This is a genomic window from Cyanobacterium sp. (assembly GCF_054166785.1).
This window is the reverse complement of record NZ_JBSZCP010000063.1, coordinates 1-20,005: the sequence shown is the minus strand read 5'-3', so window position 1 is coordinate 20,005 and position 20,005 is coordinate 1. Positions and strand designations below refer to the sequence as shown.

The following is a 20,005-nucleotide window of genomic DNA, read 5'->3' as shown; positions in this document are numbered from 1 at the left end:
AGAAAAAATACAGAAAATTTATTGGCAAAATAAAATTAGTTAAATCATAGAAAAGTAGCTAAAATTTAAAATAATGTTTCCTTTTCTTGACATAAGATAAATTGTTATGAAACGAAAACAGCTGAGGAATTAGAGAAAAAATATTTTATCCCCTAAAATAAACTAACTTTCTTCCCCATTAATCGTACCTAAAATTTTCTGTTTATTATTAATAATTAATTAGATAAAATTTTCTCTGACATAAAAAAGATCATTAAGAACAAATATCATTTAAGACAAAAAATATGGGTAAACCAACAGGATTTTTAGAATTTACAAGGGAATTACCAGTGGATAAAGATCCCCTTGAGAGAATCAAAAATTGGGATGAATTTCATTTGCACCTACCCGAAGAAAATTTAAAAAATCAGGGTGCTAGATGTATGGATTGTGGTACGCCCTTTTGCCATACGGGGGAGTTGATTAGTGGCATGGCCAGTGGTTGCCCTGTAAATAATTTGATTCCTGAGTGGAATGATTTAATTTACCGTGGATTGTGGCAAGAAGCCCTAGAACGTCTCCACAAAACTAATAATTTTCCTGAGTTTACGGGGCGGGTATGTCCTGCCCCCTGTGAGGGTTCTTGCGTTTTAGGTATCAATAACCCCCCTGTAACCATCAAAAATATTGAGTGTAGCATTATTGACCATGGTTGGGAGCAAGGATGGGTGACGGCGAATCCTCCCGAAAAAAGGACGGGTAAAAAGGTTGCCGTTGTTGGTTCTGGCCCTGCGGGGTTGAGTGCAGCAGCCCAGTTGAATCGGGCTGGACATTGGGTGACGGTGTATGAAAAGGGCGATCGCCCCGGGGGACTATTGATGTATGGTATCCCTAACATGAAGCTAGATAAAGAAAAAGTGGTCATGCGCCGTATTCGGGTATTAGAAGAAGAAGGCATCAAATTTGTATGTAATACCGAAATCGGTAAAGATATAAGTGCAGAAGCATTGACCAAGGAGAATGATGCCGTAATACTCTGTATTGGGGCTGGAAAACCTAGGGATTTACCCATCGAAGGGAGAGATTTAAAAGGTATCCATTTCGCCATGGATTTCCTCACCGCCAACACCAAAGCGGTATTAGACCAAAATTCCGTAGGATTAATTTCTGCCGAGGGAAAAGACGTGGTCATTATCGGGGGTGGTGATACGGGTACAGACTGCGTGGGTACTTCTGTACGCCATGGTTGCAGTGCGGTAACCCAACTAGAAATTATGCCCAAACCCCCAGAAATAAGGGCAAAAAATAATCCTTGGCCTGAATATCCCAAAATTTATCGTCTTGACTATGGGCAAGAAGAAGCTGCCGCCAAGTTTGGGGATGACCCCCGATTTTATACCACCACCGCCACTAAGTTTGAGGGGGATGATAATGGTAACGTAAAAGCAGTTCACACCGTACAGGTGGAGTGGCAACGCAACGAGGATGGGCGGTTTATTCCTAACCCCATCGAAGGTACAGAAAAAATTATCCCTGCCCAACTGGTACTACTCGCCATGGGTTTCTTGGGTCCTGAACAGTTTTTATTGGATCAAATGGGCTTAGAAAAGGATCACCGTAGTAACATTAAAGCCGATTATGATGATTATGCCACCAGCATTCCCAATGTGTTTGCAGCGGGGGATTGTCGTCGGGGTCAAAGTCTTGTGGTGTGGGCTTTTAACGAAGGTCGTGGAGTGGCTCAAAAGTGCGATCGCTTCCTAATGGGCTATAGTGACTTACCAAAATAAGTCTTATATAACAAGGGGTTTAAACCCCTTGCCTCGGAAATTGATGGGAAAAAATCTAATTCATACCCACCAACTTAGCACTCAAATCCCATAACTTAAGAGCCTTATTCTGGTCACTAGCCTCATTGGAAACCTCCTGAGCAAAAGATTCTCGCCCTTCTTTTTGACGATTACCCCAACTCCAATAAACCCCAGAAGTAGCAAACTCATCCTTATCTACTACCATGGCAAGTCTTTCTCCCGCCAACTCCTCCGATACATAACCCCCCGTCACATTCTTTTGAAACACAGGGAATATTTTTTTAAACAAAGAATAATGGTTACGGAATAAAGCAGTTTCCGCCACACAACCGGGGTAAAAAGAATTGAAAATAATCTTTGTAGAATCATGATAACGACGGTGTAACTCCTTCATGGTTAGGATATTACACAATTTACTATCCTTATACGCCTTCCCAGACTTAAATTTTTTGCCATTAATCATAGAAATGGGTGCCTTAAATCCTTCCTCCATACCCTTTAAATTTCCTAAATCTGGGGGGGCAGGAATGGGGATTTTACCGCCTAATTCTTTGGGGTTAGCCGTGACAGTACCCAAAATTACTAGACGAGGATGGGGATTAGACGATTTTTTAAGATCCTCCAACATCAGATTGCAAAGAAGAAAATGCCCTAAATGGTTAGTTGCCACGCTAATTTCATAACCATCTTCACTATACATAGGCTCTTTTAGCAGAGGATAATATACCGCCGCATTACAAACTAAAGCATCAAGAGTTCTGCCCGTGGCTCGAAAATCTTCCACAAACTTACGCACACTGTTAAGGGATGCTAAATCAAGGTGAATAATTTGATAACTATCTTCGGGGATACCTACTTCCTTAGCAACTTTTTGGGTTTTTTCAAGGTTACGACAAGCCATGATGACGTGCCATTTTCCCGTTTTTGCCAATGCTTTGGCTCCTTGTAAACCTACCCCTGATGATGCGCCTGTGATGATAACCGTTGACTTTTGATCTTCTACCATATTTATTTGCTTTATTTTATCGCCGATAAGTTTATGAATTTTTAATCATCAATTATTTTAATGATCCCATAGAACTATATTTTCTTTTTCTAAGTTTCTTTAAGCTAGAAGTTATATTTTTTAATATTTCTTTTTTTATTTATCTTGGCGAGGTTCAAATTCCAGTGTACCGTTATCGTAGTTTAGGCTTTGAATAAAGAAGTCTTCTATTTGATTATCTTCCCCAGCTATTAATACTTTTGCCTGATGTCCTTTTTCTACAATATAGTTTCTGTCGCAATGTTCGTAAGCATAAATAATTAAAATATCTCCTTTCTCACATAACAAAGCAGCACCCCCGTTAGGACATATTTCCCGACTACCCCTATTCCCCGGAATAGCATAGGTTGACCATCTCTGAGCATTGTTCAAATTAGCAATTTCTACTTCCTCAAGGGGCAAAATACCCACCATTTCCATTAAATCAGGATCAATAGTAATACTGCCCACATAATTAACATTTGCCTCCGTCACCCTCACTCGATGCAACTTAGCGTGCATTAATTTAATAGTTTTCATAAAAAATAATATCGGTGCTACTCTAAAATGAAAAATTCTCCATAACCATGCTACATTGTCCCGACAAACTTCCCAAAAAGATGGATAATTTTGAAGAAAAAAGTCACTTTACATAAAACTCGAATTGTGGATAAATAAAGGATACAATCAAATATCACCGTGCTAAATAAAAAAATTAGCGTCATCACTTGTAAGTTTAATGACTACTGAAACATATATTAACCATCCCACTTTTGGACTACTTTACAGATTGTGCCTCATTGAGAAACAGGAAGAGTTGTTTACCACTCTATATGCTCAACGACTTTTTTTTAGGGTGAAGGTTGAACAAAGAGAAACTTTTTTTGAGTCCCTCACGCGCTCGGAAGCTAGATTATTAATGGAGAGTAAGCTAAGAAATTTGAGAAGTAATGGAGAATGGAATGCTTACAAACAGTTGAATGAGGTTTACCAGCGCACTTTCCAATAAGAATAACGAGAGAAAGAAAACTACCTGCTTGGAAACCAGAAAGATAAGTGAGTCGTAATGTCCTAATATAAATCAATAGTGAGTGGTATAAAAACAGGTTTTTTTTGATGGATAGTTCAACAGTTGCCCCCATAGAAGAGATAAGGAAAATAATACCCCCCAATGTTCGTTTGATTGCGGTGAGTAAAACCATGCCCGTAGATAGCATTCGCACGGCTTATAACGCAGGGGTACGAGACTTTGCAGAGAATCGATTACAGGAGGCTTTGGAAAAACAAGAACAGTTACGGGATTTATTTGATATTTGTTGGCACTTCATTGGACATTTACAAAGTAATAAGGCAAAAGGGGCGGTGGAGAATTTTCCTTGGATTCATTCTATTGATAGCCTAAAAATTGCGAAGAGGGTTAATCGTTTAGCTCAAGAGGCACTTTCTGCGGGGATAATAGCCGATTTACCGCAGGTATGTTTACAGGTGAAGATATTACCCGATGAGTCGAAGTATGGTTGGGAAGTGGATGAGTTGTGGCGTGATGTGGAAGAAATTAAGGGGCTTAAGTGTTTACGCTTGAGGGGTTTAATGGCTATTCTACCTTTGGGGTTGTCTGAGGATGAAACTCTGGGGGCTTTTAAAGGGGTAAAAATTTTGGGTGATAAGTTAAGGGCTGATTTTGGCTCAGATTTTAACCAGTTATCTATGGGTATGTCGGGGGATTATCCTTTAGCCATTGAGGCGGGGGCTACAATGATTCGTTTAGGTACGATTATTTTTGGGAAAAGGCAATAGCAGTCCTAAATCAAATAAAGAATTCATTATTCACTGAAAAATATCAAAAAATAATATTCTTGTTACTTCTCGTTTTTTTCTTTAGAACAAGTTTCGTTGTCAATCTAGGATTGCTACACATTTTAATGATAAGCTAATAAAGCTATGTTGAGCCTCTAATATTATTATTTTTTCTTGTAAATTAATAACTATTTAGAATAGGGGTTAAATCACTATTTAAATTAAGTCGGCTTGATGACAAATAACGGCACACACGGCAGAAAATAGGGTAATTGCGGCGGCTACTAAGGGATTTTGTCCCTGACTTACGGCATAAGAGGTAATAATTCCTGCACCAATGGCGGCGGTTAATCCTGCAGTTAATAGATCTTTTTCTTGAGGTCTTTGCATAGCTTTTAAAAAAGTTTTTACTTATTAAGTATCTAAGATAACATTCCCCACGGAGCAATCTTTTTTTTTGTCAAGAAGATTTATATTTTGCTATATTTCTTTACAATGGTTGATGACCAATTATTAACTATGTTGTTTTATATTTTTTGTCAATATGCTATTACCTCCTCCTTTGAAAGTAAATGATCGATTAATGGCGATCGCCCCTTGTGGTACATTAAGAGAAAAAGAAAAGGAAAAATTTTTAGCAGGGTTAAAAGTCTGGGAAGATAGGGGCTACCATATCGATTTAGAGGAAAACTATCTAGCCCAAGATGGTTATTTAGCAGGGAGTGATGAGATACGCAGACAAGCGCTCCAGAAAGCATGGACAAATCCAGAATACAAGGGCATAATTTGCGTCAGGGGAGGTTATGGAGGAGCAAGACTTTTAGAAAATTGGCAGTGGATGCCCATAGATAGCCCCAAATGGTTGATCGGTTTTTCCGATGTCACCACCCTATTATGGAGTCTTTATCAAGAAAATATTACAACCCTTCATGGTCCAGTTATTACCACCATTAGCCAAGAATCTCCCTCCTCACTACAAAGACTATTTGACTACTTAGAGGGGAAAGCCGTGGCACCTTTAAGGGGAAAAGGATGGGGCGGTGGAAAACAAAAAGGAAGGTTGTTGGGGGGTAATTTAACCGTAGCCACTAATATGTTAGGTACTCCTCTATGTCCTAGTTTTGATGGGGTTATCCTTGCCCTAGAAGATGTGGGCGAAGCTCCCTATCGCCTCGATAGAATGCTGACTCAGTGGCGGTTGATGGGAGTATTAGAAAAAGTAAAAGGTATCGCCCTTGGGCGTTTTAGTGGTTGTGATGTGCCTAAAAATATCCCTAGTTGGACGGTAAAAGAGGTTTTAAAAGAAAGATTAGGGGGGTTAAATATTCCCATTGTTAGTGATTTACCGTTTGGTCATGATGGAGAAAATGCTTGTTTACCCTTGGGGCAAATGGCTTACATTGATGGGGATGAAGGACTTTTGGAAGTAGGATAACAGCATAGATAGTTATTTATTTTAAATCCGAGGTAATCTATGTTTAAAACCACATAATATTTCCCATGAAATTGTCCCGATAGTATTTGCCCAGTCATCGGCACTTACTGCTATATCTTCATCTCTGCCGATTAAAGTTACTATATCTCCTACCTTAAACTCAGGAAAATCCGTAATGTCTAACATAATTTGATCCATGGTAATATTGCCTATTTGTTGTACATATTTACCGTTAATTATTACTTTCATTTTATTAGATAAAAGTCGAGGAACTCCATCGGCGTACCCGATTCCGATGACGGCAATGGTGGAGGGGCGATCGCACTTAAAACTATGCCCATAACTAACTCCCGTACCCATGGGAACTTTTTTGATGTGGGTAATACGGGTTTTTACTTCCATCACAGGCTTGAGGGGGATTTTTCCTCGGAGATGGGGAGCAGGATATAAACCATACAAAGCTAAACCAACCCTAACCATATCATAGTGCAACTCTTGACCCACCATCGTTCCCGCCGAATTGGCTAGATGCACCATCGGAATGTTGATATTATTCGCTTTTAGGTCGTTAATAGCCTCTTTAAAACGCTCATGTTGTAAGTTCATTACCGTGGGGTCAAGGTCATCAGCGGTAGCCAGGTGAGAATAAAGACTCTTAATGTGTACATGGGGAGATTTTTTTATTTCCTTGACAAAAGTAAGGGTTTCATGCCACAGTGTACCTAATCTGGACATTCCCGTATCAATTTTTAAATGTACAGGTAAACTTACCCCCAAATCAGAGAGAGTTTTCGCAAAAATAGCTCCCTGTTCAGGGTTACAAATAGTAGGCTCTAAATTCCATTGGATAATCTCTTTTATTTCATCGGGGGTATTGATAGCACCTAAAATCATCATGGGATGGTTAATTCCCCCTTGCCTGAGTTCTATTCCTTCCGATAAAGTTGCGATCGCCAAGTAGTCTGCCCCAGACTCCAAAACAGTTTTAGCCACGGAAACTGCCCCATGACCATACCCATCCGCCTTAATGACGGTCATTAACTTAGCCCTGGGAGCGAGAATCTCTTTGAGCTTATGTACATTGTGAGCTAGGGCTTGATGATCAATTTTTACCCAAGCTCGTTGGGTTCGAGGGTTGAAATCAGGGTTAGTCAAGATTTCCATGGATGAGGAAGAAAACAATGGATGATGAACAATTACAATGTACTGAATTATTCCCTAATTATCAATGATGGAAAAGAGGTTTTCGTAGTCTTTTTAGTTTTTTTCGATACCCCAAAACTAGCGATGGATTCCACAATACCAAAGGCGAGGAAGTTGGTAAGTAATGATGAACGTCCATAACTAAGAAAAGGTAAAGGAATCCCTGTAATGGGTGCTAACCCTACCGTCATGGCAATGTTAATAATGGCTTGGAAAGCAATCATGGCTAAAACACCAATGGCAATCAATGAACCAAAATTATCCCTTGCTCCCATGGCAATGACCACTAAACGCCAACACACTAACCAAATTAAGGCTAATATTACCAAAGAACCCACTAAACCGAATTGATCTGCGATCGCACTGAAAATAAAATCCGTATGTTGTTCAGGTACAAAATTTAATTGGGTTTGAGAGCCATTCATAAAACCATTACCCCATAACCCCCCAGAGCCGATAGCAATGCGAGATTGGATCAAATGGTATCCCCCCCCTAAAGGATCTTGTTCAGGGTCAAGGAAGAGCGTAAGCCGAGCTTTCTGATAATCTTTGAGCAAGTCCCACAAAAAGCCCCCCAATTTACCACAACTATAGTTTACGAATAATACTAAAATACTCCATAGGGCGCGATCGGGTAAAGTAAACCAAGCGATTAACACCATTAGGGCAGTAAAAACTACCCACCCCGGCAGGAATAAATTGAACAAAAAAGCCGAAAATAGAGGAGAAAGCATGAGGATAATCCAACCAAAATTAGCATTTGCCCAATAAAGCATAGCCAAAGTTACCACCCCAAAAACGAGGGAAGTACCCAAATCGGGTTGAATAAAAATTAATGCCCAAGGTACTACCACCACCCCCAATGCTTTAAAAATACTAGATAACTTAGAAGCATCTTGATGGTGAAGAATAGCCGCAAGGGTTATGATAATGCCTAGTTTGGCAAATTCCGACGGTTGTACATTAAAACCAGCAATATTAATCCAGCGGGGCGCACCGTTTACCGTAATCCCTGCAAAAATAACCACCAGTAACGATAGGTTAGTAATGCCATAGAGTAACCAATGAAATTTTAAAAGGGAGTCATAGCGCCAACGACTCAAGCCCAAGAGGCAACCTAAGCCGATGATGCCCATAATTAATTGTTGTTGCCAGTTGTCTCCTTGTTCATAAACTTGGGTAGTGTAGATGGTAACGCAACTGATGGCGGTTAAAAGTACGGCTAAGACGATTAAAAACCAGTCTTTTGATCTTTGAGAAGTTATCATTTTATCTTTGGGGAATGGGGAATGGATGGTTTTCCCTTACAACTGACATTAGACAGTTAAAAATTAATAGATAAATGGTAACGAATAATGAGAGTTATTGTGGTGTTTTTTAGTTATTTTGCAGATATTTATGAGAAGGTAAGGGTTACTCATTGTAAGGCAAGGGGTTTAAACCCCTTGTTAGGGTTTACCTTAACGCCATCATGGATACTTTAGCGGCTATCTGTTGAGAAATTTTTACCAATGCTTTAGCGGATGCGGATTCAGGATAAGCCACGGTGACGGGAATACCATTGTCTCCCCCTTCCCTCACGGACATTTCGATGGGGATACAGCCGAGTAAGGGTACTTGTAATTCTTTGGAGGCTTTTTCTCCTCCCCCAGAGCCAAAAATATCATAACTACGGTTTTCCATATCGGGGGGAATAAAATAACTCATATTCTCAACGATACCGAGGATATTAGTGCCTAATTGTTCAAACATTTTCAAACCACGACGGGCATCTTGTAAGGAAACAGTTTGGGGAGTAGTGACAATGACAGCGCCTGCGAGGGGTACTGCTTGGGCGAGGGTTAGTTGGGCATCCCCTGTGCCGGGGGGCATATCCACGATTAAATAATCTAATTCCCCCCAGTTGACTTGATAAAGGAATTGACGGATAATACCGTTTAACATGGGACCACGCCACATTACGGGTTGATCTGGATCGATTAAAAAGCCCATGGATACCATCTTAATGCCATGGTTGAAGAGAGGTTCTAAAATGTCTCCTGCGGGGGATTTGGTGACGTTGATGGGGGCATTTACTAACCCTAACATGGTGGGGGCATTGGGCCCGTATATATCTGCGTCCAATAGACCAACTTTTGATCCTGCTTGGGCAAGGGCGATCGCCACGTTAACAGCTACGGTACTTTTACCTACTCCCCCTTTACCGCTGGAAATGGCAATAATATTCTTTACTTTATCAACGGAGGTGCGATCGGGTAAAGGTTTTTGGGAGGGGGTTTCGGCAGTTACTTCTACGGATACTTTTTCCACCCCCGACAAGGTTTTAACGGCTTTTTCACAATCTTCTACAATAAACTCCCTTAAAGGGCAAGAAGGGGTAGTTAATACGAGGGTAAAACTGACATCTCCCCCCTCTACTTTTACGTTGCGAATCATGTTCAATTCCACTAAACTTTTTTGTAGTTCTGGATCTTGAACTGGTTTTAAAACTTCTAAAACAGATTGGGTATCAACCATGGTTTAATAAATATTCTCTTATAGTTCTGAAATGTTAAATCATTCCCCTATAAGTAAATATATCATTCTTGGGAATAGGCAAGAGGTAATGGGTAATGGGTAATGAGTAATGAGTAATGAGTAATGAGTAATGAGTAATGGGTAATGAGTAATGAGTAATGAGTAATGAGTAATGGGTAATGAGTAATGAGTAATGAGTAATGGGTAATGAGTAATGAGTAATGAGTAATGGGTAATGAGTAATGAGTAATGAGTAATGAGTAATGAGTAATGGGTAATGAGTAATGGGTAATGAGTAATGGGTAATGAGTAATGAGTAATGGGTAATGGGTAATGGGTAATGGGTAATGGGTAATGAGTAATGAGTAATGAGTAATGGGTAATGAGTAATGAGTAATGGGTAATGGGCAAAAGAGAAAATTATTAATTGTCCAGTACCCCATACCTAATTAACTGTCAAAGTTGCTGATAATGGCATCGGCAAATTCAGAACATTTCAAAGGAGGTTCCACGGGGGGAGTCATCATCCTTGCTAAATCATAGGTTACTTGTTTAGAGGCGATCGCACGGCTAATACCATCACGAATCAAATCAGCGGCTTCCTGCCACCCCATAAACTCCAGCATCATCACCCCAGAAAGAATTACCGAACCGGGGTTAATTCTATCCAATCCAGCGTGTTTAGGGGCTGTACCATGGGTAGCTTCAAAAATAGCACAGTTATCCCCAATATTAGCACCAGGCCCCATACCCAAACCACCCACAATGGCAGCGGCGGCATCGGAAAGATAATCTCCATTAAGGTTCATGGTAGCTAAGATAGAGTATTCATCAGGACGGGTTTGGATTTGTTGAAAAATACTGTCCGCAATCCGATCGTTTACCATTACCTTATCCTGCCACTTACCATCCCCATGGGTATCCCAAATAGAAGCCAAAACTCCCTCCACCTCAGCACATATCGCCTCTTTTTTCTCGGGGGTTAAGCCATCATACCCGGGGTCAATTTTACGGGCATTATCTTCGATGGAAATATCAGGATTAGCCTCCTTATTACCCAAAATCCAAGACTCTCTTTCGGTTACACACACATCACGAAATTCCGTCACTGCCAACTCATAACCCCAATCACGGAAAGCTCCTTCAGTGTATTTCATAATATTACCCTTATGCACCAAAGTAACCATTTGTTTATTTTTCGGTAAACGGAGGGCATTTTGCATCGCACGGCGCACCAAACGCTGAGAGCCAGTTTTACTAATGGGTTTAATCCCAATCCCTGCATCTAGGGGAATTTTTTTATTCTTATGCTCAGGAGTAGCGGGAATTAAATCATCATTGAGTATGCCAATCAACTTTAAACCAATTTCTGAACCTTCTTTCCACTCAATACCTAAATAAATATCCTCAGTATTTTCCCGATACACAATTACATCCAACTTTTCAGGACTTTTGTGGGGGGAAGGAGTACCCTGATAATAACGACAAGGGCGCACACAGGCATATAAATCAAAAATTTGTCGTAAAGCAACGTTTAGAGAGCGAATACCACCACCTACGGGAGTAGTTAAAGGCCCTTTGATGGCAATACCATATTCTCTGATGGCGGTTAAAGTATCTTCGGGTAAATATTGAAAAGTGCCGTATTTTTCACAGGCTTCATCCCCTGCATAGATTTTAAACCAGTTGATTTTTCTTTTACCGCCATAGGCTTTAGCCACTGCTGCATCAATAACTTTTTCGGAAGCAGGCCAAATATCTACCCCTGTACCATCACCACGGATAAAGGGAATAATAGGATCATCAGGAACAATGGGTTTACCATTTTCAAACTTAATTTTAGTACCTTCTTGGGGGGGAGTCAATTTTTCAAACATATTCGGTTGCCTTATCAAAAGTTATAGATTGCGTGATTACAAGATCATAATATATCAGCAGGGCTGATTCATTCTCAAATTTTCCAGTTACGATGATGAATAATTGACAATAGACAATGGACAATGGACAATTAATTTCTAATCCATATTGTTTGCTTGCTTTTTGTATCGGTAGCAATTATTGATTATTTCTTTCTATTATTCTTTTTGTTATGTCCATTAAAAATGTCGGTTTAATTATTGAAATTCCTTTGGCTATTTCTTCTTTCATTTTTGCTAAGGTTAATAAATTTTTGATCGGCAATCTTTACACTATTTATTTAAAAGTTAATCAAAAAAAAGCTAATCAATGGCGGGTAATTGATAATCAATTGGTGGCTTCTGCTATTAATATGGGGGTACTGATGACTAAAGCACCCCGTTGGAATACCCATGCTATCATCGGAACTTTGGGCCCTTTTATGGTGGAAAATGACCTTAGTTTAGAGGTAGCTTCGGCGAACAATTCCGCTAAATCTTGGTTTGCGATTTTTTATAGTTTTCCCAATTACGATACCATCGACACTATTGCTTCAAAGGTTGATAATCAGGAGCAGTGGCAATCAATTAAACTAAAAAAGGGAAAATATACCATCGGCTTAAGGTATTACAATTATGGAGAAAAATTAATCTTACCTGCGGTAAGAATAGACGGTAAAGAATTTACTTCTACCAAGGAAATACCTAATGATAGTAATGGTTTTTATAAAACTATAATTCAGAAAAAAAACTGGTATTTTTTAGCTATTCATTATTACATTTATACTGTTTTAAAACTGAAAAAATATTTGCCTAAGTCCTTTGTTAAGTATGAATTTTTACCCGTAGGGGCGATCGATACTAAATTTTACTATGATGCTTTAGATAAAGGGGAAACACTAACCATTGAAGTTGACCAAAATACCCTTGATAAATATGATATTTATATTACAATTTATGACCGTTGTAGTCTTCCCATAGACTCATTTAAAGTAACCAACTTAAAAGAAAGCAGTAAATCCTTAACTAACAAAGGTTACTATCTAATTAGGGTAAGAAATCAAGGGAAACCTCCCGAAACATTTACTGATTTAAAAATCAATCTGCGTAAATCGTCTAGCCATTAATTCTATGCAAACATTAACTCAAAATAATTTTCCCCATGTTGCTTTTATTGCTGATAACGCTTCAGTGATGGGAGATGTAACCCTAGGAGAAGGAGTCAGTATTTGGTATTGTGCCGTAGTAAGGGCGGATGTAGAAAAAATTATCATTGGTGATTATACCAATATTCAAGATGGGGCCGTATTGCATGGAGACCCGGGTAAAGTTACCATTTTAGAAGATTATGTCACCGTAGGGCATCGTGCGGTAATTCATTCTGCCCACATTGGGAAGGGATGTTTAATCGGTATTGGGGCGGTGGTTTTAGATGGAGTCACCGTGGGTGAGGGTAGTATTATTGGTGCTGGTTGTATCGTCACCAAAGATGTACCACCCTATTCTTTAATGGTAGGTATTCCTGCTAAAAAAGCGAAGGATGTGACTTCTACTCAACAAAAAGAATTAATTGAACACGCTATGAAGTATTATCAACTGGGGTTATATCATCGAGGTAGAAGCAACCATAAGGGTTTTGAGTAAGGATTATTAGTTGTCATTGGTGATTTTTTCCAGCGCACCTTAACCGTTAAGTAAAAAATAAATAGTAATATAAATAGCTGAAACCATTAATTGAGCAATGGTAATGGGTAAACCATAACGCAAAAAAGTACCATAGGAAATCGTTTTCCCGTGCAACTCAGCCACCCCAGCCCCCACAATATTAGCAGAAGCCCCTACTAGGGTGGCATTTCCCCCCAAAGTAGCTCCAAACATCATCGCAAAAAATAAAGGTAACACCACCGAAGGATAATTGCCACTAAAATCACTTTGTAGCACCTCTGCCCCTACTAATCCTGCACTAAATAAATATTCTTTTAATAGAGGTATCATCCCCACCACCAGAGGAATATTAGGTATAACTGCCGATAAAGCACCCACCACAAAGATTAAAACAATAGAAGCCATAAAAATATTTTGCCCCAACAAAAAACCAAAAATAGTGGAAATGTTACTAATAACCCCTGTTTTTTCCAATCCCCCAATTAAGACAAATACGGACATGAAAAAAAGTAAGGTACTCCAATCTACATCCTTTAAGATGTTTTGTACCGTGTCAATTTTACTCTGATGGGCTAACAATAAAGCTAAAGTTGCCCCCATTAAAGCAACCGCTGCAGGGGAAAGGGGTATGGGTAATAAATCTCCAAATATAAAAAATAGCAGTACAAAAACCATGATTAAAGTACCTGCAACCAAAACACGAGGGTGATTAATTTCAGGCATGGGTAATTGGTCAAAATTGGTAAATTTACTATGCCATATTTCTCTAAACAAAAAAGGAGTCATGATAACCACGGTGCCGACAGCTAAAACTCCAGCAAAACTCATGGAAGTGAGGTATTCAAAAAAACTCATATTAATAGAATCCCCTACTATAAAAGTAGCAGGATCTCCCACTATGGTTAATAATCCCGCACTATTAGACACAATGACCATCAAAATAATTAAAGGAACAAAATTAATACCTATTTCCTCTGCCAAAGGAGGAATTAAAGGGGCAAGAAGGGTTACGGTGGTAGCATTGGGAAGTACCGCACAAATAGGGGCAGTAATACCGATAATACCTAATAGTAAATAATTACCCCTACCCTTTGACCATAAGACAATTTTAGTGGCTAAATAGGCGAAAATATTAGTAGGTTCAAATGCCCTAACTAAAACCATTACACCGAAAAATAAACCTAACGTAACATGACTTCTGCTGATGTATTCTACCGCTTCTCCCAATGTCATAATATGGGCAAATACCAAAACCAAAGAACCCAATAAAGCTGCCACGGTAAGATGTACTTTTTCCGACATGATAAGGGCAATAACAGCGACAAAAACGCCTCCTGCCACTAAGCTGGACAAATCGAGCATTATTTTTTTTTAAGATTGAATAAGGTTTAATGTGATGAAGAGATGCGTCTTATTCGGATACCTAAATTGATTATAGTTTTCTCACAGAACACTACTTTTTTGGTCTCCTCCCAATGCTTACGAGGTTAGCTGACGGGCTAGGACTGAGAGATGTCCTTCTTTAAATTACCTTTAAAGATAAGCCCCAAAATTGGTTCCCCCGCTCCTCTTTTTTTAATAAAATTAATACAAACTTTATTTGAGGACTAAGCTGACTTTCTCTACAGAAGATATTAACAGATCTGATTCTATATTGTGGTATTTTTAGCAACAAAAATTATTTTATTGATCAATTTGTCTTAATGCTCTGGTTTCATCAAGGAGTGCTTCGATTTCTTCATCAGAAGGCAGTCTGACGTAGTTAATTTTCACTTCTTCAAGGAGATCGTATAATAATGATTCTACTACTTCAAGATTATGTTTTGCTCCCACCGAGAGGGTAAGGGTTGAACCAGATTTGGCTATAATTTTTTCTACATGATCATCAAATACGGGATCTTCTTTCAACATTTGCTGTACGGTTTTAAGTAATACGGAATATAGCTGAGTTGATGTTCTTTGGCTAATGTTTTGGGGAAAATTTTGTAACCCCGGGAGGTGGGCTATGTTTCTGTAGGCGGGAGAATCGGCAATGGTTTTTTCGATAACATAGTTGAGTAAATCTTCTACTTCTGGACGAATTTCTGGTAATACTTGATTGGCCACTAAATCAATGATTAATTTGGAAATTTCGGCAATTTCGTTGGTGTTGTTGATGTTGATATATTCTTTTTGAGTATTTTCTGGGGATAAGAATTCTTCTATGTGTCCATCTTTGATGAGGTTTTGTAGTTGATTAATTACTCGTAAAATAATTACTTCGGTAATGTCTCCTGCGATACTGGCAACAAATCCTTGGCTGGCTTGTCTTTTGATGGATGTTAGGCAAATTATTTTACTTTCATCAAGTCTGATACTGACGGGGATAATTCTTAACCATCTTAAAATAGGTAGAAAGAAAATTAGGTCATACCACCGCCAAAAAATTGCATCTTGAATCTTTACTCCGTTGTACCGTAGGCTAATGACAAATGACCTTAGTAAAAAGTCGGCAAAAAGGATGGCAATGAAAGGAAAATCGATTAAGCCAAAATAATCTACAAATTGACCGTTTTCACCGATGGGACGAAAATAGTTAGTATTGATTAGGGGAGCAACTTCTTCATTAAAAAAGGTTAATTCTTGCTCTAGTTGTCCTTCTAGGTGATTTAAGTCCCAAAAGTTTTCAAAGGCTATGGTGGCTGAGTCTCGGGGGTTTAGTTCGGGATCTTCCATGCGATCGCGCATTATATTTTTAATTTTTTCTAGGTTGCCACTTTTATTGGCTAATTCAAAGGGATTTTGAGAAATCATTTCTTCACTCATTTCCCTCAACATATCCAGAATTTCCCTAGTTTGGGGAGAATCTAAACCAAATTCATCGATGGCATTTCGTAACTCAGCTACGGTGTCTAAATATTGTTGGGTATCTCGATAAGGTTCAATGCCTTTTACAGCGTCATATTGAATGACCACTTCCCTTACGGCTTCAGGAACTACGGTAAGTCTATAACCTTCATATTCATAGGGACCTACTTTAAAATTACCCACGGTGATTACCCCATTCAACCATATATCACGGAGGGGAATATAAGTTAGATCAAAGGCGACTACCCCAAGGTTGGTAAGGGAAACCAGGGCCATTAATTTTGCTATGTAGATATTATCAAACCAGAAGTTATAAATCCAAGATACGGGCTTAGTGGTTTTTTTTATACCTTTAACGAGGGGACTTTTCATTGTTGATTTTATTTATATAGGGTGTGATGAAAAAGTGAAGTCATCATGGGGACTGGGAAATGGTAATAGCAATGGACAATCAATGGTTTTTTTTACATCATGAGAGTGGGTGACTACATAGTAATGGTAAATGATTTGTTGCCCAATAAGCACTAACAATTTAGGTTGTAACGGTTTAAACCTTTTATTTGGTAATTGGTACAAGATTATTTAATACTTTTAAAGATTTCACTACGGAGATAGGATTACTATATTACACTTTGTAAAGTTTTTAGAGAAAATAATCTATAGTAAATGATAAGCTAATATACTTTAATCAATAGTTGTTTCCTGTTAGGGCAGAGAATAATAGTTAAAATGCTAGCCATGACAAGGAATTAAAAAAAAATTGGGCAATATACTTATGACATCAGATTTATTAATTAAACAGGCGGAAATCTTTCTACCTGATGGGGAGATTTTACTAGGAGATGTAAGGGTAAGACAAGGTAAAATTGCGGAGATAGGCACCAATTTAGAACCAAGGGAAGAAAAAATAATTGATGCTCAGGGGTTAACCCTTTTACCGGGAGTAATTGATCCTCAAGTACATTTTAGGGAACCTGGATTAGAGTATAAGGAGGATTTATTTACCGCTTCTTGTGCCTGTGTGATGGGAGGAGTCACATCCTTTCTGGAGATGCCTAACACTCGTCCTTTAACGACTTCTCAGGAGGCTTTGGATGATAAGTTGTATAGGGCTTCTCAAAAATCTCTGGTTAATTATGGCTTTTTTATGGGTGCTACGGCGGATAATTTTGATGATTTACGGGATGCGAATCCTAGTTGTGGGATTAAAATTTTTATGGGTTCATCCCATGGGGCTTTGTTGGTGAGTACGGAGGAACAAATTGAGCCGATTTTTGCTAAGGGAAGCCGATTGATTGCGGTTCATGCGGAGGATCAAGCTAGAATTGTGGCTAGGAAAAAGGAGTTTCATGGCATTACTAATCCTGCTATTCATTCTACTATTCAGGATGAGACGGCGGCGCTTAATGCTACTAAGTTGGCTTTGAAGTTGTCGAATAAGTATCAAAGAAGGTTACATATCCTCCATTTGAGTACGGGCATTGAGGCGGAATATTTGCGGGAGCATAAGCCTAGTTGGGTTTCTACGGAGGTGACACCTCAACATTTACTTTTGAATACGGATGCCTATGAAACCATTGGTACTTTTGCTCAGATGAATCCCCCGTTGCGATCGCCCGAAAACAATGAGATATTATGGAAGGCTTTGATGGATGGGGTAATTGATTGTATTGCCACTGACCATGCACCCCACACTTTGGAGGAAAAAGCCAAGGAATATCCTAACAGTCCTTCTGGTATGCCGGGGGTGGAAACTTCTTTGCCTTTGATGTTGACGGAGCATAAAAAAGGACGGTGTACCCTTGCCCATGTGGTTAAATGGATGTGTAGCGCCCCTGCAAAATTATATAATATACCCCATAAAGGTGCGATCGCCCTTGATTATGATGCCGATATAATCTTGGTAGATTTAAAAAATCATCGTCCTGTATTGCGGGAAAATTTACAAACTAAGTGCGGTTGGAGTCCCTTTGAAGGTTGGAGTTTAACAGGCTTCCCAGTTTATACCATCGTTGGGGGTCAGGTTGCCATGGAAAAAGGTATTATTAACACTGAGGTAAGGGGTAAACCTCTTTCCTTTGATGCTTAGGTCTTAGAAATTAGGTGTTAGGTTTTGGGAAAATGCAAGAATGTAAGTAAACTTTAATTATCTATTCTCAATTATCAATTAAGATTATGATTTCTGTCAAAGTTCCCTCCATTGCCTGTGAAGTATGTGCCGAAACCATCACTAAGGCTATCATTAATAGTGAACCAAAAGCTCAAGTTACGGTAGATGTACCTAATAAAATAGTCAATGTGGACACTCTGGCTAGTGTGGATGTGATCAAAGGGGCGATCGTCCAAGCTGGTCATGAGTGCGCTGACTAGGCAAACCTTTTTTTGCCCCTCTATTTAGTGGAGGGGTTTTTGTGTATCGATTTGTGACAAAATTTCTTTTTTTCCTTGCCTTGGGGCATTTTTTGAAATAGTATAGAGATATGTTTAAAATAATGGAAATCTGACTGTTTAGAGCTAAAAAAGTTAAGCCTCCCATTATCTTATAGAATAACATAAAAGCGCTCTCCGAACAATAAATAATCTATTTTTACCGAAAAATTTAATAGTCTTTTACCAAAAAAACAGAAAAAGGGGAGGAACATTTTAGGATAAAATCAAATTCGGGCAAAACTAAATAATTGCCTAGATCAATTGATTAATTTCCCCGAAGCAAAATAGAATGAAGCAGTTTTTAGAGTCAGAGGTTATATCTAATTACCAAGAATCAGAAGTAGTCATTTTACCCATACCCTATGAAGTAACGACTACCTATCGTAAAGGTTGTGAGTATGGCCCTGATGCAGTGTTAGAGGCCTCTGACCAGTTGGAATGTTATGATGAGGAATTAGGTATTGAAACTTGTTTTTGTACTAAAATTTTTACGGGCGATCGCATTGCAGACACCAGAAAAAACCCTGAATTAAGGGCAGATGGTATGCTTTTAGCCACCAAAGAAGCCGTCAAAAGAATGGTAGCCGATGGTAAATTCATCATTGGTATTGGGGGAGAACACGCCATCACCACAGGATTAGTACAGGGTTATTTAGAAAGTAGTAACGAACCTTTTACCGTGGTACAGATTGATGCCCATGGAGATATGCGCTACGAATTTGAGGGTTCTATTCATAACCACGCCTGTGTCATGAGGAGAGTATTAGAACTAGGTTTACCTACCCTTCCCGTAGGTATTAGGGCGATTTGTCAAGAAGAAGCAGATTTAATCAAAGAAAAAAATGTCCAGGTGATGTGGGCAAGGGATATTTACTACAACGCTAATTGGATTAATGAAGCCCTAGAAAAAATCAAAACTAAAAAAGTATTTATCACCATTGACTTAGATGGTTTAGATCCTAGTTTTATGCCAGGAGTGGGAACCCCCGAACCTGGGGGGCTTGATTGGTACCAAATTTTGGCGTTTATGAGAGCTATTTTTAATCGCTTTGAGGTGATTGGTTGTGATGTGATGGAATTAGCACCCACCCAAGATTCTGTGGTATCGGAATTTACGGCAGCCAAGTTAATTTATAAATTAATTGGTTATTGGTACGTCAGTAAACAGGAAAATAAGGCTTAGGGTAATTCAAGACAAACAAGGGGTTTAAACCCCTTGCCCATAAACTCTTGGTGACTTCTCCCAACACTGATCCAACGGTACAGTGATCGGGTAAGGTTTGAGAGTCACCTCTCGCCCCTCCCCTAAGAACCGTGCGTGACAGTTTCCCATCACACGGCTCAAGCCTTACTTCAAGCCTTCAACTTGGATTTTGAGTGTACCTGTTTATGACACGTCTTG

18 protein-coding genes and 1 riboswitch are annotated in these 20,005 nt (G+C 39.1%); of the genes, 9 read left to right on the top strand and 9 right to left on the bottom strand.

All coding sequences use genetic code 11. From position 1 onward, the window contains the following. Positions 1 to 284 precede the first annotated feature (284 nt). Positions 285 to 1,769, top strand: coding sequence for a glutamate synthase subunit beta (locus ACXITR_RS13395; protein ID WP_457997724.1), 1,485 nt, complete (start codon positions 285 to 287; stop codon positions 1,767 to 1,769). A gap of 55 nt (positions 1,770 to 1,824) precedes the next feature. Here the strand turns inward: ACXITR_RS13395 and ACXITR_RS13390 are convergent, their stop codons facing one another. Then, complete coding sequence (locus ACXITR_RS13390; RefSeq protein ID WP_457997723.1) at positions 1,825 to 2,796, bottom strand: protochlorophyllide reductase; 972 nt, start codon at positions 2,794 to 2,796, stop codon at positions 1,825 to 1,827. A gap of 135 nt (positions 2,797 to 2,931) precedes the next feature. Continuing rightward, a complete protein-coding gene (panD, locus tag ACXITR_RS13385; RefSeq protein ID WP_457997722.1) occupies positions 2,932 to 3,354 on the bottom strand; it encodes an aspartate 1-decarboxylase in 423 nt (140 codons plus the stop codon). A gap of 199 nt (positions 3,355 to 3,553) precedes the next feature. On the opposite strand from panD, the gene pipX reads away from it, so the two are divergent. Both pipX and ACXITR_RS13375 read left to right on the top strand, forming a co-directional pair. Continuing rightward, the gene (gene pipX, locus ACXITR_RS13380; protein WP_457997721.1) at positions 3,554 to 3,823 is read left to right on the top strand and encodes a transcriptional coactivator PipX; all 270 of its coding nucleotides are present in this window, start codon (positions 3,554 to 3,556) and stop codon (positions 3,821 to 3,823) included. A 107-nt stretch (positions 3,824 to 3,930) separates the two neighbouring features. Continuing rightward, positions 3,931 to 4,611, top strand: coding sequence for a YggS family pyridoxal phosphate-dependent enzyme (locus ACXITR_RS13375; protein WP_457997720.1), 681 nt, complete (start codon positions 3,931 to 3,933; stop codon positions 4,609 to 4,611). Positions 4,612 to 4,827: 216 nt separating this feature from the next. On the opposite strand, the gene ACXITR_RS13370 is transcribed toward ACXITR_RS13375, so the two are convergent. Beyond that, positions 4,828 to 5,001, bottom strand: coding sequence for a hypothetical protein (locus tag ACXITR_RS13370; protein ID WP_457997719.1), 174 nt, complete (start codon positions 4,999 to 5,001; stop codon positions 4,828 to 4,830). A 154-nt stretch (positions 5,002 to 5,155) separates the two neighbouring features. On the opposite strand from ACXITR_RS13370, the gene ACXITR_RS13365 reads away from it, so the two are divergent. Beyond that, on the top strand, positions 5,156 to 6,046 hold the full coding sequence (locus ACXITR_RS13365) for a S66 peptidase family protein (protein WP_457997718.1): 891 nt from the start codon (positions 5,156 to 5,158) through the stop codon (positions 6,044 to 6,046). Positions 6,047 to 6,067: 21 nt separating this feature from the next. On the opposite strand, the gene alr is transcribed toward ACXITR_RS13365, so the two are convergent. From alr to ACXITR_RS13345, 4 genes are all read right to left on the bottom strand, one after another. Continuing rightward, positions 6,068 to 7,210 (bottom strand): alanine racemase, encoded by a 1,143-nt coding sequence (alr, locus tag ACXITR_RS13360; RefSeq protein WP_457997717.1) that lies wholly within the window; start codon positions 7,208 to 7,210, stop codon positions 6,068 to 6,070. A 47-nt stretch (positions 7,211 to 7,257) separates the two neighbouring features. Next, a complete protein-coding gene (gene rodA, locus ACXITR_RS13355) occupies positions 7,258 to 8,517 on the bottom strand; it encodes a rod shape-determining protein RodA (protein ID WP_457997716.1) in 1,260 nt (419 codons plus the stop codon). A gap of 187 nt (positions 8,518 to 8,704) precedes the next feature. After that, positions 8,705 to 9,766, bottom strand: a complete 1,062-nt coding sequence (locus ACXITR_RS13350) for an Mrp/NBP35 family ATP-binding protein (protein ID WP_457997715.1) — start codon at positions 9,764 to 9,766, stop codon at positions 8,705 to 8,707. Positions 9,767 to 10,215: 449 nt separating this feature from the next. Beyond that, positions 10,216 to 11,643 carry an NADP-dependent isocitrate dehydrogenase gene (locus ACXITR_RS13345; RefSeq protein WP_457997714.1) on the bottom strand — a complete coding sequence of 476 codons (1,428 nt, stop codon included), beginning with the start codon at positions 11,641 to 11,643 and terminating at the stop codon, positions 10,216 to 10,218. Between the two features lie 212 nt (positions 11,644 to 11,855). Between ACXITR_RS13345 and ACXITR_RS13340 the strand changes: the two genes are divergently transcribed. Beyond that, a complete protein-coding gene (locus ACXITR_RS13340; RefSeq protein WP_457997713.1) occupies positions 11,856 to 12,788 on the top strand; it encodes a DUF6208 family protein in 933 nt (310 codons plus the stop codon). Positions 12,789 to 12,792: 4 nt separating this feature from the next. Continuing rightward, positions 12,793 to 13,305, top strand: a complete 513-nt coding sequence (locus tag ACXITR_RS13335) for a gamma carbonic anhydrase family protein (RefSeq protein ID WP_457997712.1) — start codon at positions 12,793 to 12,795, stop codon at positions 13,303 to 13,305. 39 nt (positions 13,306 to 13,344) lie between these two features. Here the strand turns inward: ACXITR_RS13335 and ACXITR_RS13330 are convergent, their stop codons facing one another. Then, the gene (locus ACXITR_RS13330; protein WP_457997711.1) at positions 13,345 to 14,688 is read right to left on the bottom strand and encodes an ArsB/NhaD family transporter; all 1,344 of its coding nucleotides are present in this window, start codon (positions 14,686 to 14,688) and stop codon (positions 13,345 to 13,347) included. A gap of 99 nt (positions 14,689 to 14,787) precedes the next feature. Beyond that, positions 14,788 to 14,926, bottom strand: a riboswitch (cyclic di-AMP (ydaO/yuaA leader). 83 nt (positions 14,927 to 15,009) lie between these two features. Beyond that, complete coding sequence (locus ACXITR_RS13325) at positions 15,010 to 16,545, bottom strand: hypothetical protein (protein WP_457997710.1); 1,536 nt, start codon at positions 16,543 to 16,545, stop codon at positions 15,010 to 15,012. A gap of 403 nt (positions 16,546 to 16,948) precedes the next feature. Here ACXITR_RS13325 and ACXITR_RS13320 point away from each other — a divergent pair, with 403 nt between their 5' ends. From ACXITR_RS13320 to speB, 3 genes are all read left to right on the top strand, one after another. Next, positions 16,949 to 18,262 (top strand): dihydroorotase, encoded by a 1,314-nt coding sequence (locus tag ACXITR_RS13320; protein ID WP_457997709.1) that lies wholly within the window; start codon positions 16,949 to 16,951, stop codon positions 18,260 to 18,262. Positions 18,263 to 18,348: 86 nt separating this feature from the next. Beyond that, complete coding sequence (locus ACXITR_RS13315; RefSeq protein WP_457997708.1) at positions 18,349 to 18,543, top strand: heavy-metal-associated domain-containing protein; 195 nt, start codon at positions 18,349 to 18,351, stop codon at positions 18,541 to 18,543. Positions 18,544 to 18,892: 349 nt separating this feature from the next. After that, entirely contained in the window at positions 18,893 to 19,786 is an 894-nt protein-coding gene (speB, locus tag ACXITR_RS13310; RefSeq protein ID WP_457997707.1) for an agmatinase, read from the top strand. Positions 19,787 to 20,005 lie beyond the last annotated feature (219 nt).

Excerpts from the sequence above, each read along its gene's own strand:
- ACXITR_RS13395 (WP_457997724.1), top strand. The coding sequence starts at position 285 with ATGGGTAAACCAACAGGATTTTTAGAATTTACAAGGGAATTACCAGTG.
- ACXITR_RS13390 (WP_457997723.1), bottom strand. The coding sequence starts at position 2,796 with ATGGTAGAAGATCAAAAGTCAACGGTTATCATCACAGGCGCATCATCA.
- panD (WP_457997722.1), bottom strand. The coding sequence starts at position 3,354 with ATGAAAACTATTAAATTAATGCACGCTAAGTTGCATCGAGTGAGGGTG.
- pipX (WP_457997721.1), top strand. The coding sequence starts at position 3,554 with ATGACTACTGAAACATATATTAACCATCCCACTTTTGGACTACTTTAC.
- ACXITR_RS13375 (WP_457997720.1), top strand. The coding sequence starts at position 3,931 with ATGGATAGTTCAACAGTTGCCCCCATAGAAGAGATAAGGAAAATAATA.
- ACXITR_RS13370 (WP_457997719.1), bottom strand. The coding sequence starts at position 5,001 with ATGCAAAGACCTCAAGAAAAAGATCTATTAACTGCAGGATTAACCGCC.
- ACXITR_RS13365 (WP_457997718.1), top strand. The coding sequence starts at position 5,156 with ATGCTATTACCTCCTCCTTTGAAAGTAAATGATCGATTAATGGCGATC.
- alr (WP_457997717.1), bottom strand. The coding sequence starts at position 7,210 with ATGGAAATCTTGACTAACCCTGATTTCAACCCTCGAACCCAACGAGCT.
- rodA (WP_457997716.1), bottom strand. The coding sequence starts at position 8,517 with ATGATAACTTCTCAAAGATCAAAAGACTGGTTTTTAATCGTCTTAGCC.
- ACXITR_RS13350 (WP_457997715.1), bottom strand. The coding sequence starts at position 9,766 with ATGGTTGATACCCAATCTGTTTTAGAAGTTTTAAAACCAGTTCAAGAT.
- ACXITR_RS13345 (WP_457997714.1), bottom strand. The coding sequence starts at position 11,643 with ATGTTTGAAAAATTGACTCCCCCCCAAGAAGGTACTAAAATTAAGTTT.
- ACXITR_RS13340 (WP_457997713.1), top strand. The coding sequence starts at position 11,856 with ATGTCCATTAAAAATGTCGGTTTAATTATTGAAATTCCTTTGGCTATT.
- ACXITR_RS13335 (WP_457997712.1), top strand. The coding sequence starts at position 12,793 with ATGCAAACATTAACTCAAAATAATTTTCCCCATGTTGCTTTTATTGCT.
- ACXITR_RS13330 (WP_457997711.1), bottom strand. The coding sequence starts at position 14,688 with ATGCTCGATTTGTCCAGCTTAGTGGCAGGAGGCGTTTTTGTCGCTGTT.
- ACXITR_RS13325 (WP_457997710.1), bottom strand. The coding sequence starts at position 16,545 with ATGAAAAGTCCCCTCGTTAAAGGTATAAAAAAAACCACTAAGCCCGTA.
- ACXITR_RS13320 (WP_457997709.1), top strand. The coding sequence starts at position 16,949 with ATGACATCAGATTTATTAATTAAACAGGCGGAAATCTTTCTACCTGAT.
- ACXITR_RS13315 (WP_457997708.1), top strand. The coding sequence starts at position 18,349 with ATGATTTCTGTCAAAGTTCCCTCCATTGCCTGTGAAGTATGTGCCGAA.
- speB (WP_457997707.1), top strand. The coding sequence starts at position 18,893 with ATGAAGCAGTTTTTAGAGTCAGAGGTTATATCTAATTACCAAGAATCA.